The 13,975-nt window shown below is 47.7% G+C and carries 8 protein-coding genes; 4 read left to right on the forward strand and 4 right to left on the reverse strand.

Translation table 11 applies throughout. The features are described from left to right. Positions 1–246: 246 nt before the first annotated feature. Complete coding sequence (locus tag RB160_RS21970) at positions 247–1,554, reverse strand: alkaline phosphatase (RefSeq protein WP_316572570.1); 1,308 nt, start codon at positions 1,552–1,554, stop codon at positions 247–249. Positions 1,555–1,845: 291 nt separating this feature from the next. After that, complete coding sequence (locus RB160_RS21975; RefSeq protein ID WP_316572571.1) at positions 1,846–4,098, reverse strand: ligand-binding sensor domain-containing protein; 2,253 nt, start codon at positions 4,096–4,098, stop codon at positions 1,846–1,848. Between the two features lie 223 nt (positions 4,099–4,321). Here RB160_RS21975 and RB160_RS21980 point away from each other — a divergent pair, with 223 nt between their 5' ends. From RB160_RS21980 to RB160_RS21995, 4 genes are all read left to right on the forward strand, one after another. Then, positions 4,322–5,461 carry a zinc-dependent alcohol dehydrogenase gene (locus tag RB160_RS21980; RefSeq protein ID WP_316572572.1) on the forward strand — a complete coding sequence of 380 codons (1,140 nt, stop codon included), beginning with the start codon at positions 4,322–4,324 and terminating at the stop codon, positions 5,459–5,461. 139 nt (positions 5,462–5,600) lie between these two features. Further along, positions 5,601–7,094 carry a sensor domain-containing diguanylate cyclase gene (locus tag RB160_RS21985; RefSeq protein ID WP_316572573.1) on the forward strand — a complete coding sequence of 498 codons (1,494 nt, stop codon included), beginning with the start codon at positions 5,601–5,603 and terminating at the stop codon, positions 7,092–7,094. A 135-nt stretch (positions 7,095–7,229) separates the two neighbouring features. Beyond that, positions 7,230–8,885: an FAD-binding dehydrogenase gene (locus RB160_RS21990; RefSeq protein ID WP_316572574.1), complete on the forward strand. Its 1,656-nt coding sequence runs from the start codon at positions 7,230–7,232 to the stop codon at positions 8,883–8,885. 153 nt (positions 8,886–9,038) lie between these two features. Continuing rightward, positions 9,039–9,248 (forward strand): TM2 domain-containing protein, encoded by a 210-nt coding sequence (locus RB160_RS21995; RefSeq protein WP_316572575.1) that lies wholly within the window; start codon positions 9,039–9,041, stop codon positions 9,246–9,248. Between the two features lie 79 nt (positions 9,249–9,327). Here RB160_RS21995 and RB160_RS22000 read toward each other — a convergent pair whose 3' ends face one another. Beyond that, positions 9,328–10,485 carry a cation:proton antiporter gene (locus tag RB160_RS22000; protein ID WP_316572576.1) on the reverse strand — a complete coding sequence of 386 codons (1,158 nt, stop codon included), beginning with the start codon at positions 10,483–10,485 and terminating at the stop codon, positions 9,328–9,330. A gap of 252 nt (positions 10,486–10,737) precedes the next feature. Then, positions 10,738–13,812, reverse strand: coding sequence for an efflux RND transporter permease subunit (locus RB160_RS22005; RefSeq protein WP_316572577.1), 3,075 nt, complete (start codon positions 13,810–13,812; stop codon positions 10,738–10,740). Positions 13,813–13,975 lie beyond the last annotated feature (163 nt).

The raw sequence follows: 13,975 nt of genomic DNA on the forward strand, positions 1-13,975 counted from the left end.
GGCTGTTTATCAGCAAATAACACACGTTTATCGGTAAACGCAACTAGTTTATCAGTAAACGTAACCACTTTATCAGCAAACGAAGGCAGTTTATCAGTATTCACGATATTTACCCCTAATCAATCGTAGCGCACACCCCAACACCAAAAGACACCGCCCTATCCAAGCGGTACCCTCCCTACAACGTACTTTTTCGAAAACTGTTTCGGCTAATAATAGCGAAACCGGATGCGATGATCCAACTTATTATTTTCCTGTGAACTTAATCTTCATTGCCTTTGCCATCAATACAGGCAAATTCGTATTCTGGTGCAGGCCGTTAAACATATCGGAGCCTGGCCCGAATGCGTAGAGCGGTACATCAACCCCTGTGTGGGCGGTGCTTGTCCAGCCAACGAGGGCGCGCTCGGAAATAATATCATTGATTGCCATATCCGGCTTTGATGCGTTCTTGATTTTTTCAATCTCGGCATCTGTCAGGTCGAGGCTTGTGTACTGTTTTACAACTTCTTTAATATTGCTCCGGTTTGCATCGAGCTTGCTGACCATGTAATCACCGGTCGCGGTTACATTGCGGAGGATTTCAACCTTTGCATCGTAGACGCCGTAACCGCCGACGGACATGCCGCCTGTGTCATGGTCACCAGCGACGACAACGAGGGTTTGCTTGTCTTTTTTCGCAAAAGCAAGAGCTTTGGCCAATGCTTCTTCAAACGCCATTACATCGTTCATCGCCCATGCCGCGTCATGGTCATGGCCGGCCCAGTCGATTTGGCTGCCTTCGACCATCAGGAAGAATCCGTCCTTATCTTTATTCAAGACATTCAATGCCGCGTCGGTCATTTCAGCAAGGGATGGCTGGTTCGTTTCGTCCCTGTCTAGCGAAGGAGCAAGTGCGTCGTCCGCGAAAAGGCCGATGAGCTTGTTCAATTTCGAGGCACTAGCCAGTCCCGACTTGTTGTTGATGTATGTGTAGCCTTTCTTTTTCGCTTGATCAATTAGGGAGTCGGGGAAGTACTTCTTTCCGCCGCCCAACAGGACATCAACGTCGTTTTCGAGCAATTGCGGGGCAATTGATGCTTCATCCGCTCGGCTGGGAACATGGGATGCAAAAACAGCCGGGGTGGCGTGGGTAATTGTCGATGTTGCAACGAGACCGGTTGCCTTCCCACCAGCTTCGGCCGCCTCAAGGATCGTCGTAAGCTTTTTGCCATCCGGAGATGTGCTAATCATGCCATTGTTCGTTTTCACGCCAGTCGCCATCGCCGTCCCGGCCGCCGCGGAGTCCGTCACTTCGGTATCGGCCGAGTATGTACGGTGCATCCCGACAAGGATGGAGTCCATCTGGCTTTCCTTTCCTTTGAACCAGCGATAGTTTGTTGCATAGGAAGCTGAGTATCCGTCAGGGATCATAAAAATTACATTTTTCACCTTGCCATGGTTGTGCTTGTACGTTCCATCCGCTCCAACTGTTAAACCAATACCCAGCGCACCGAGGGCCAAGGCGGTAACGGCGGCGAATGCCAACACTTTTTTCTTCAACGGATTTTTCATTCAAATCCCTCCTGTTGGTTGGTAGATACGGTTTCATTATAAAAATTACGTATGAAGAAATTGTTAAATAGGGGTAAATGTTCCGTAATTAGGAAAATCAGGAGATAACTCCTAGAATATAAATGAGGAATAGTCCTTTCTGAGGAAGCACCTAGATACCCCAAGTTGGAAAAAGGACCTGGGATTCAACCTGACGGCCCGGTCCCTGAAAACCCCACAAAAAATGCCTGCCCGAATCACTCCAGGCAAGCCTTAATATACAAATAATCCATCTGCATTATGCTTTTATTCTTACATCGTTTTATATATCCAGAGATCGGTATTGTTGTTGAAATACAAATCCCCATTGTTATCCATGGCCAAATTGGCGGCGCCTTTTTCCAACAAGATTTTCTTCGTCATCGTTGCCGGGAAGACTTTGAAAAGCTTTTGCTCCACGGTTCCGTACACATTCCCGTCCTTGCCAATTACAAGAGAGCCATTCTTGAATCGGCCGCTCGTGGTAGCGGTGATGGAGATTGTTTTCGTTGTTTTTGTCCTGGGATCGTAGGCGAATAAATTTCCATCCGATAGCCCCCAAATAACACCGTTTGGCGCAGCCGCAAGGGCGTGGATCATCCGCGGCTTCGTCAGCGGAAGTGCGATGAATTCCGGCTGGCTTCCTGGCTGGCCCGTTTTCAGCCTGAAAAACTTAGCTGTAAACGTGCCTTCAGATGGGCTGTTGCTGAAAATGGAAGTCCCTCCGTAAACGTACCCTCCGCTTACCGCGAGTGAGACAACGCTTTGATTGGCGACAATATTCCGCCGGACTGTTTTGCTTTTCGTTCGCGTATTATAGGCAACGAACGCTCCGCCAATTTCCCCGTTCTTCGGGTGGGTTCCCATAAATATCGTGTTTGTTGCCGAATCGACCGCCATTGCGGCAATCCGGTCCTGCCCGTTTCCCACCGAGAATAACGGAGATGGAACGCCGAGTGTATCGGTAGCCGGGTTGTATTCATAAAGGGATGCACCCGGGTATACCCCAAGATAGAGCTTGCCATTCAGCGGTGCCATTGACTCCGCCTGTCCCACCTTCAGCAATGATTTTACCGAACCATCCAGCGGATTGTATGCGCTCAGCTGGCCGGAGACAAAGCCGTTTGTGTAAATGCGGCCATCTGGCCCTTTCACAATTGAATAAATCGGGATCGGCTGCGGCGGCAATTTGAAGTTGTTGATTTTCGACTGTCCGGTGGCTGGATTGTAAATCATATACGTCCCCGTGTTCCCAAGCAAGGAAACGACCGATTCACCCGGATAGGAGTTGCTGTGCAAATCAATAACATCAAGTGATACCGCCTCTGTCCCCTTCGTTGTTCCTGGAATGGCTGTCACTTTTTTCGAATCCAGGCTGTATTTTTTCAGCGTGTATTGATGGGTAAAAAAGACCGCATTTTCCTTACTTAAAACGGGTGATACGCCCCGCGAGCTTGCAGGCAGTTCCCCAAGGAAAGCATACGTTGAGCTATTAAAAACAAGTATTTTCTTGCTTGGCTCCAACTTTGCAAACAGGAAGCCGTTTTCTTCATCCAAATCATAGACAGACGTTTCACCCTGGTAGGCGGCATGGAGGATGGCCTGTTTTTTGTTCGTTGTCAAATTCCAGGCGGCCAGCTGAGCCTTAGCACCGACACCGACAAACAGGGTGTTTGTTTTTTCATTATAGGCCAGGCTCCTTGCCAGTTTTTTATCAGGAAGGGCTTGTCCCAAATCAGTGAATCCCTTCCCCGGCTGGTAGCGGAACACATTCCCGTTCGGCGACCCGCTTCCATAAATGGTGCCATTAGGTAAAGCCTCAAGGTCGTGGATTGACGTTCCTTTCGCCGTCGCCTTCCCCACATCCGCCAACGTTTTCGCCCCAGGATTGTACCGATACAGATGTTCGCTAGGCGTCCCGCCAATCCAGGCGTTTTGAGCTGCATCCACTGTAATCGCCCAAGCGCTTGTAGACGTGCCGAGGGCTTTTTGATCGACCACCTTATTTTGCAAAAGGTCCATGACAATCAGTTTGGCTGGCTGGCCCTGCATGATAACGTACATGAGCGGGGTCCCATCCGGCGCATATCCGGTGGCTGCAGTAATTGCTGTGATATTTTTTATCGTTGGTCCCAGGTTTGTAAGTTGCCCCGCTTGCACCGGCGCATACACACATGCTGCTGCCTCGAGCTTCGCTTTGCTTGGCGTTTCATATTTTACACGGCTGTCGCGGGTCACGTAATATCCGCCACCGACACTGAGCATCCCTGGCTTAAAGGCATATATTCTATAAAATTCACCAGCTTTCAGCGTCCGCGCGTAAATCTTATTATCTCCATCCAATTTATATAAAAGGGTATCGGAAAGGACTGTCAACCTGCCAATCTGGCCAGGTTTCAGCTCAGCGCCATTCCACCATACCTTTTCAATTCCTTCGTACTGGGAGCATTTGTCCTCTGCCTTTGCCAATGGGAGCGAGGCGAACAGAAGGACAAGGGCCGCCATCACTGTGATTGCTTTTTTCACTAAAGCACATCCTTTTCATGGTGTCGCGGAAATTTTACCATACCTACAGGAAGAAATATACAGACTATTGAACCTTTTTCGGCAACCGTCCTTTTTAGTCGGGAGCAAGGCACTATAAGCATGCCAGCCTGATTTTGGGGGCCATTCTTTTCCAAAAAAAAAAGAAACATATAGCCTTAAATCTCGGGTATAGGGTAATGAATTACATCTTAGGAGGTTGAACATGAAAGCTGTTACATTCCAAGGCGCAAAGGATATTCAGGTGAAAAAGGTAGACTACCCGAAGATTGAAAAGAATGATGATATTATTGTTAGGATTACGTCGACCGCGATTTGCGGGTCCGACCTGCACATCTACCTTGGGGCTGTCCCGACTCGACCCGGCTATGTTATCGGACACGAACCAATGGGGGTTGTCGAGGAAGTCGGCCCTGAGGTCACAAAGGTGAAAAAAGGCGACCGCGTTGTCATCCCATTCAATGTGTCGTGCGGTGAATGCTTTTTTTGTCAGCATGAAATGGAAAGCCAGTGTGACAACTCAAACCCGAACCCGCTTCTTGATACTGCCGGATACTTAGGATTTACAGAAAGGTACGGAGATTATCCGGGTGGACAGGCTGAATACTTAAGGGTGCCTTATGGAAACTTTATGCCATTTGTCATTCCCGAATCGTGCGAGCTTGAGGATGAAGCAGTGTTATTCCTGTCGGACGTTCTCCCGACAGCTTATTGGAGTGTGGAAAACGCAGGTGTAAAAGCAGGGGATACGGTTATCGTCCTTGGCTGCGGTCCTGTCGGGCTGATGACCCAGAAGTTTGCCTGGATGAAGGGGGCAAAACGTGTCATCGCCGTTGACCATCTGCCATACAGGCTGCTTAAGGCGAAACAAATGAACAATGTGGAAATCTGCAATTTCGAAGATCATGATGATACAGGGAAATTCCTGCGTGAACTGACAAACGGAGGAGCAGAGGTTGTCATCGACTGTGTCGGAATCGACGGCAAAAAGTCGGCCCTTGAGAAAATTGGCCAAAAGCTGCATCTCCAGGGAGGAACGCTAAGCGCGATTGAAATTGCGATGAATGCGGTAAGAAAATTTGGCACCATCCAAATGACGGGAATATATTCGGCCCTGTTCAACGCGTTCCCGCTCGGGCATATATGGGAACGGAATCTGACGCTAAAAATGGGACAGGCGCCGGTGGTCCATTACATGCCGCTTCTCTTTGATAAAATCGTCAGCGGTCAATTCGACCCGACTGAAATTATCTCACACCGCCTCCCGCTTGATGATGCAGCAAAAGCATATCAAATATTTAATGACCATGAAGATAATGCAGTGAAGATAGTCCTCAAGCCATAACATTCCGGAACAATACAGGCCCCTTCCGAACGGGAGGGGCCTTCACGTTGTCCACTTTATCAAGAGGAATATTTTATATTATAAATTAAAAGAAAATCTGTTGGTTTTTATTGGTATTACTTAAAAGTATGGTAAAATAATGTTAGCTATAGATAAAGGAACGATGCCCATGAGGCCACTTGCCAACCTGTTAAAACCAGCCTTTAAGGACCGGAACGCCAGCCGCAATTTCCACCTCTATGTCGATGGCCTCATCTTTGAGCGGATTAAATTAGTTTCCCTTCTTTTGGCTGCTTCCTACCCTATCATGTTTGCCTTTGATTTTTTTCTGTTACGGGATCTTGGCAGCATAGTATACAGGATGAATTTATTCATTCTCCACTCCGTGTGCTTTTTCGCCTCGGTGATTTTTTTATACATAAGAAAAAAACCGGATTTCATTAATAAGCGAATTATCAACTATGCTTACATCGCATTTTATCTCGCTGCCGGCGCGGCGGCTTCCCTTAACAGCCAGATGCTGACTGGGACGATTGCCGCGTATGTCATCGTCATGATTTCGGCGGCTGCGGCATTCCCTCTTAGGCCGCTCCATTTTTCAATCATGCTCGTATGCGTGCACGCCCTCTTCTTAGCGGGATTATCTATGGTAACTGAAAACTACTTTACCATGCTGGCCAGGCAAATCAATTCTTCAGGGGCTGCGGCCGTATCTTTGCTGATTTGCTACAGCTTTTATATGTTCCAAAAGCAAATCTTTATCAAGGAAGAAAAACTGAAAAGTAAAGAAAAGAGTTTCAAAAGACTGTTTAGCATGAATCCATCTCCGTTGCTTTTGGCAAATCTCGAGGAAAATAAAATTATCCTGATGAACAGGCAGGCAACGGAATTTTATCAAACAGGAACTAGACCTTTAGATGAATTGAATGCCGATTTCATTTTCCCTGCATTGGAACAAAAACAGGAAATCCTTGAAAAAATCAATCATAGCGGAAGCATCCAAAACTATATGCTTGAATACAGGGATTCCAATGGTTCCCCAAAATGGACGATGCTTAATTTCGAACCGGTCGATTATATGGAGGAATCGTGCGTATTAATTGCGGTTTCAGATATTACGAGTTTTAAAAAGAAGGAAGAAGAGCTTCATCGCCATGCTACGATCGATATGCTGACCGGAATCATGAACCGTCGCCGCGGGATCGAAATCCTAGAACAGCAAGCGCTTTCCCCGCAAGGGCACGAGTTTACACTTTGCTTCATTGATATTAATAATTTAAAGTCAGTCAATGACAAATATGGGCACAATGTAGGCGATGAAATGATTAAATTGATTTGTTCGGTCATATCCAGCCAAATCAGCGCTGATGATATTTTCTTTAGGCTTGGCGGTGATGAATTTGTCGTTATCTTTAACAAGAAAACACCGGATGACGCCCGGAAAACATGGAAGGCGATTACGATCGAATTTGAAATCCTGAACGCAACGATGCAAAAAGATTTCCAGCTATCGGCCAGCTATGGCCTTTATCACTTTACTCCAGGAAATCCGATGACCGCAGAGGATATCATTGAGCTTGCCGATAAAGAAATGTATAAGGAAAAGTCGATGTTCAGGGCTGTGACAATTTAAGATATTGTCAAAGCCCTTTTTTTTCTTTTAAACATTGGACGGATTTTTACTTCGCAGGCAGGAAAAAAGCTGTTTCCAAAGAACTCTTTATAGAACTAAAACGCTGTACCACGGAATACTATTGGGGGAGAAAAAATGGAATATGACGTTATTGTCGTTGGCGCCGGACTTGCCGGACTCGTTGCAGCATCGGAAATCGCAGCCGCCGGAAAAAAAGTTCTTCTATTGGACCAGGAGCCCGAAGCCTCTCTTGGCGGACAGGCTTGGTGGTCTTTTGGAGGCTTGTTCCTTGTCGACTCTCCTGAGCAAAGAAGGCTTGGAATCAAGGATTCAAAGGAACTGGCTTGGCAGGATTGGCTCGGGGCCGCGGGATTCGACCGGGAAGACGACGAAGATTACTGGGGAAAAAAGTGGGCGGAAGCCTATGTCGATTGGGCGGCCGGCGAAAAGCGGGATTGGCTTTACAATCTGGGTATTCGTTTTTTCCCTGTCGTCGGTTGGGCGGAGCGAGGAGGTTACCTGGCCGAGGGCCACGGAAATTCTGTCCCGCGATTCCATATTGTCTGGGGAACAGGCCCCGGGCTCGTAAAACCATTTGAAGAACGGATGAGAAAAGGGATCGCGGAAGGGTTTGTTGACTACCGGCCGCGCCACCGTGTCAGTAGGTTTCTATCGAACAACCGTACCATCGCCGGGGTCTCAGGCGAAATCCTCGTCCCAAGCAATGCCACGCGTGGCGAAGCCAGTTCCCGTGAGGCTGTAGGCGAATTTGAATTCAAGGCTCCCGCCGTACTGGTGACAAGCGGGGGAATTGGCGGTAATCATGAATTGATCAGGAATAATTGGCCCTCGCGCCTAGGAGCCCCGCCGAAAAGGATGCTCTCCGGGGTTCCGGCGCATGTTGACGGAAGGATGCTTTCGATTGCGGAAAAGGCTGGCGGGAGGATCGTAAACCGTGACCGGATGTGGCATTACACCGAAGGCATTAAAAATTGGAATCCTGTCTGGCCAAACCATGGCATCCGCATTTTACCGGGCCCTTCCTCCCTTTGGCTGGACGCGAAAGGGAGGCGCTTCCCCGCACCGAACTTTCCCGGCTTCGATACGCTCGGAACACTCGATGCGATTACGAAAACGGGATATGATTATTCCTGGTTCATTTTAACCCAAGCCATCATTGAAAAAGAATTCGCGCTTTCCGGTTCGGAACAAAATCCCGATTTGACCGGAAAAAGCATCCGGCAGGTTTTAGCAAGGATTCTTCCCGGCCCGACAGCACCCGTAAAGGCATTTATGGATAAGGGTGAGGATTTTGTGATTGCCGATAATCTGGGGGCCCTGGTGGATGGGATGAACAGGCTGGCTGGTGATAACCTGATTAATCTCAAGGAAATTGAGAGACAGATTGTGGCCCGCGACCGGGAGATGGACAACACGTTCACAAAGGATCTGCAGATTACAGCTTTGAGAGGGGCGCGAAATTATATTGGAGATAAACTGATTCGGGTCGCCAAGCCTCACAAGCTGCTTGATCCGAAGAATGGACCGCTTATCGCCGTCCGTCTAAATATTGTCAGCCGCAAGACACTTGGCGGGCTGCAGACTGACTTGGCGGGGCGCGTGCTTGATATGGGAGGCAAACCTGTCCAAGGCCTTTACGCCGCTGGTGAAGTCGCGGGTTTTGGCGGGGGCGGTGTCCATGGATACCGTTCGCTCGAGGGTACTTTCCTCGGCGGCTGCCTATTCAGCGGCAGGCAAGCGGCGAAGGGGGTGCTGGTTGACCTTCGTTAAAAAACATCCGGAGAATGGTTTTGGGGGATGCAATCGAATGGTGATGAAACATTTGGAAACGCTAATTAGCATAAGCGCTGTTCCTGGCGCTCAAGCTGATAGCTTTTAATCGTTGCTTTTAATCTTTGCTTTTAAAAATGGGGGTAATAGACGATGAACCAACGGAGAATTGTTGCGCTTTTGCTTTGCATCTTTCTAGGAGGGCTTGGGGCCCATCGTTTCTATGTCGGTAAAATAGGTACTGGAATCCTGCAATTATTGACATTCGGCGGCTTCGGGATCTGGGTATTGATTGACCTGATTTTGATTTTGATTGGCAGCTTCAAGGACAAAGATGGCATCCCGATAACTGAAGAAGTTTAATAGTGAAGAAGCCTGCCAGCTTAAAGCCGGCAGGCGCTTTTTTTAGCATGTGTAAGTATGGCTGCGTTCTACGCTTCTTTTAATTTGGCTGAACTGGTTCCAAACTCTTGGATCCGCGGTTGAAGAATACTTTCATCATCGGCGGAGTTACGATTGTAGTGACAAGGATTACAACAACAAGAACAGCAAACATGTCCTGTGTCAGCATATTTGTCTCAAGCCCGATTGCCGCGATGATCAGCGCCACCTCACCCCTTGAAACCATTGCCGAACCTATGCCCATTGCGCTGTTCCAGCCAAAACCTGATAGTTTTGCGCCAAGTGCTGCCCCGACCAATTTCGTTAAAATTGCCAGGACCGTCAGGATTACGATAAGGTTCAGGTTATCCGCAATGCCGTTGAAATGTGCCGAGATGCCAATCGAGGTGAAAAACACTGGTACAAAGATGGAATAACTGATCGTTTCGACTTTTTCGAATACCTCTTCCTTAAACTTCGTTGCACTGATGGCAACACCCGCGATATAGGCCCCGATAATGGCGGCAACCCCGGTATATTCCGCAAAGTATGCAAATACAAAACAAATGATCAATGCCGATGAAATGACTGTTTCCGTCACCTTTAGCCGCCCGAATTTCTCAAGGAACCATGGGACTGCCTTCCATCCGACGAGGATTGCGCCGGCAAAGAAAGCGATTTTCTTGAGGATGACTGCGGTTAGGTTCACATCCCCGCCCGCAAAGCTCATAAGGAAAGCGAGCGCGATAATCACGACGACGTCATCAATGACGGCCGCCCCCATGATTGCCGTCCCTTCACGGGATTGAAGCTGGTTCAGCTCCTTCAACGCCTGGACTGAGATGCTTACGCTCGTTGCAGATAGCAACAGGCCAAGGAACCAGGATTCGATTGTTGAAAGACCGAACATCCCCCCGACGAAATAGCCCCCGACAAGCGGCATAATGATTCCGCCCAGCCCGACAAAGGAAGCTGCTTTGCCGGATTGCTTGAAGTCATCAATATCCGTTTCCAGGCCCGCGATAAACATAAGCAGGATTACACCGAGTTGGCTTAATTGGGCAAGCGTTACCGTTTCATTTACAAGGCCAAGGACGGATGGGCCAAGGATGATGCCAATCAGCAGCTTCCCGAGTACCGATGGCTGCCCAAGCCGGACGCTGATGCTGCCAGCCACTTTTGAAGCAATCAAGATAATTGCGAGTTGAAGTATTAACACTCTTTCCCACCCTTTCATTTTTTTAAAAAAATACAAAAAGAGCCTGCCACCAAGGGCAGACTCCTCCCCTTGGTGACAGGCTCCTCCAAGAAACGTGTATTTTTTTATTCTTTACCTTTATATCATACTTCCTAAACAAATTCACGGATTTTACTCTTGTTATTTTTTACTATTCTGATTTTTGTTGATTTTCGCTTCTGGCACACGCTTTCCAAGTGGGCCTTAGCAAAACCCAATGTTTCCCTATGAAAATCAAACCGGTTTTGTTGTGATGATGACGCCTTTTAATGACTTATCCTTGGCATCCTTTTCGCTTTCAAGAGCCGATTCCGCCGCCTTCTTCCTCGGATTGAAAAGGCTATACATGACCGGCACAATGAATAGCGTCAGGAGGGTGGAAGTCGCAAGACCGCCGATGACCACGACTGCCATCGAAGAAGAGACGATACCCGCATGGCTGGATACTGCCATTGGAATTAGGGCGCCAACTGTCGCAATTGCTGTCATGAGAATCGGCCTGATCCGGATGACCCCGGCTTCAAGTAATGCCTCTCTGGCCGCAAACCCTTGTTTTTCGAATTGCTTCACTTTATCGACGAGAACGATTGCATTCGTGACAACAATCCCATTCAGCATCAGAAGCCCGATCAGCGCCGGCATCCCAATCGGCTCATTGACAATGTATAGTCCCAGAAGCGCGCCAATCAGCGAGAATGGAATCGAGAACAAAATGACAAACGGCGCTTTCCCTTCCCCAAACGCGATGACCATCACAAGGTAAACAAGCAAGATGCTGACCGCGATGGCAAGCGCCATATTTTTAAAGCCTTCCTCCATTGCAGCCGATGCGCCTTCCTTATAATAATTAACGGAACTCGGCAAATCGAGACCTGCAATCGCTTTGTCGGCCTTTTTCGCGACATCGCCGGTTTTGCTATCGGTGATTTGTCCAAAAACCATGACGTATTCATTCTGGTTCAGGTGGGTAATGACAGTCCGGTTTTTCCCGCGTTTCAGTATTCCAATGTCCTTCAGTTTTACTGGCATGCCCATCATGTTTGTTATTTGCTGCTCTCCAAGCTCATCGAGCGAGGCAATCGAATCCATTTTCAGGCCAAGCTTCACATCTGTTTTGTTTTCCTCAACGGACATGCTTGTGACAACGTCTCCATTAATCAGCTCGCGGAGGCTTTTTCCAACCATTGCAGGCATCAACCCGTTTTCCGCAAGCTTCTGCTCGTTTAAATCAATTTGGATTTCAGGCTCATCCCCTTCAAGCGAGGACTGGACATCCGCCATGCCATCAATCCCTTTCAGTTCGTTCACAATGTCTTTGCTGGCGGACTTGATATCTTCAAAATCCGAACCTTTCACGACTAGGACATATTGGGACTGCGCTCCTCCGGCAAAATCACCAACTCCTGTAACAGAAATTTCCTTCGCAACATTCAGCTTTCCAAACTGGCCGCGCAAATCTTTTATGAAGCCATCAGCATCCTTGACGGAATCCTTTATCTCGAAGCTGATTGAAGCACTTCCGAATTGGCCATTCACGCTCGTGCTGACAAGTTTGACTTCTTCTTTTTCCAATAAAATATCTTCGACGACACTGGCAGCTTCGCTCGTTTTTTCAGGCGATGTGCCTTTGTCCATTGTCAATCTCACGTCATAATTGCTGACCCGTTCCTGCGGCAAAAACGTCGTGCCGAGTTTTGGGGCAATGAGAGCGACCGTTCCGGCAAGCAGCATAATGGATACTCCAAGAGTCAAAGCGCGGTGGCTCAATACCCATTTTAACGATGTACGGTAGCTTTTTTGAATGATTCCTTCTTTATGTTCCTTCGGTGATAGGTTAAGAAGGAACAATTTTGACATTAGCGGGACGACTGTAACCGCGACAAGAAGCGAGAACAGAAGGGAAATTACAATTGTCCAGGCAAGTGGCGCAAAGAATTTCCCGATGATTCCAGGCACGAATGCCATTGGTAAAAATACAGCCACTGTTGTGATCGTTGAAGAGGTGATGGCGGACGCCACTTCCCGTGTGGCTTCTTCGACAAGCTTTTCATCGCGCTCTTTCGCGGCGCGGACCCTTCTGAATACATTTTCAATGACAACAATTGAATCATCGACAACCCGGCCGACTGCAACGGCAATTCCAGCGAGCGTCATAATGTTAAGTGTATAGCCAAGCATGTTCAATACGGTAAATGATGCGAAAATAGACAACGGAATCGAAATGATGGCAATAAGAGTCGATCTCATATTCCTTAGAAATAGGAAGGTCACGATGACAGCCATCAAAGAACCAAGCAATGCTTCACGGAGCATGGCGTATACAGAATCCTTGATTTCAATCGACTGGTCCCTCAGGACTTCAATGTTCACGCCGGCTGGAAGATCTGCATTTTTGATTTCTTCCTTGGCCTTATCGACGATTGATACAACATTGGCTCCCCCTTGGGCAATGATTCCTATTCGGACGCCTTCCTTCCCATTGATGCGTGTAAAGTCGCTCTTATTTTCACTTTCAAATGTAATATCGGCAATATCCTTAAGTTTAATCTGTTCAATCGATTGCACTCCCTGTGCAAACAAGGTGACTCCCTCAACGTCTTCAAGAGACTGCAGTTCCTTGCCGACCCTGACCGGCAGCGTTTGGCCTGAAAGCTTTACATCTCCGGTCGGGATGGTCATATTGTTTGCGGCAATCGCTGCTTTTACCTGGTCAAGCGTAATGCCGCGTTTATTCATTTCTTCAGGAATCAGGCGTATATTGACGGTTTTGTCCGCAATGCCGCCGACATCCACCTTGCTGACTCCTTCAATCATTTCAAGCCTTGGGACAAGTTTCTCCTTTACAAACTTCTGGACTTCAGCGCCACTTTTCCCAGCATATGCTCCAATTGTATAGACGGCTGGGTCAGGATCGGGCCCCTGCAAAATGTATTCCGGATTTTTCGCATTTTCCGGTAGGGCAATTTTACCAACAGCAGCTTTAGCCATCTGTTCAGCATCATCCATATCGATGGACATATCGAATTCCATTGTTGCATAAATTGCATTGGCAACCCCATCGGTATATACATTCTTGACACCCTCAATATTCATCAGTTCCCGTTCAACAGGTTCGCCAATTTCATTCATTGCCTGCTCGGGAGAGGCTCCCGGGTACGGAATGACCACCGTCAAATACGGAATGTCGACATTCGGGTATTTTTCGATATTGATTTCTTTTAGGGAAAAGATTCCCCCAGCTAGAATCAGCGCCATCATTAAAAACAGCGCAACCGCGTTTTTCATACTAAATTGAATCACTTTTTTCATGTTTTGATTCTCCCATCCTTTTATTGCCCAAAGGAACACTTTGGAACATTGTCCTCTTTATGGTAATTAAATTACCTTTATAACGTATGAAGCTGTGGATTGATTTTTTCCTAAGACTTCAGACCGAGGTAGAATGGGACAATTAGGTAAGCAGAAAGGCCCG

The organism is Neobacillus sp. YIM B06451 (assembly GCF_032667185.1).
Classification (GTDB): domain Bacteria; phylum Bacillota; class Bacilli; order Bacillales; family Cytobacillaceae; genus Bacillus_D.

Bases quoted from the DNA above. Each gene is read 5' to 3' on its own strand.
- RB160_RS21970 (WP_316572570.1), bottom strand. From the start codon at position 1,554: ATGAAAAATCCGTTGAAGAAAAAAGTGTTGGCATTCGCCGCCGTTACC.
- RB160_RS21980 (WP_316572572.1), top strand. From the start codon at position 4,322: ATGAAAGCTGTTACATTCCAAGGCGCAAAGGATATTCAGGTGAAAAAG.
- RB160_RS21985 (WP_316572573.1), top strand. From the start codon at position 5,601: ATGTTAGCTATAGATAAAGGAACGATGCCCATGAGGCCACTTGCCAAC.
- RB160_RS21990 (WP_316572574.1), top strand. From the start codon at position 7,230: ATGGAATATGACGTTATTGTCGTTGGCGCCGGACTTGCCGGACTCGTT.
- RB160_RS21995 (WP_316572575.1), top strand. From the start codon at position 9,039: ATGAACCAACGGAGAATTGTTGCGCTTTTGCTTTGCATCTTTCTAGGA.
- RB160_RS22005 (WP_316572577.1), bottom strand. From the start codon at position 13,812: ATGAAAAAAGTGATTCAATTTAGTATGAAAAACGCGGTTGCGCTGTTT.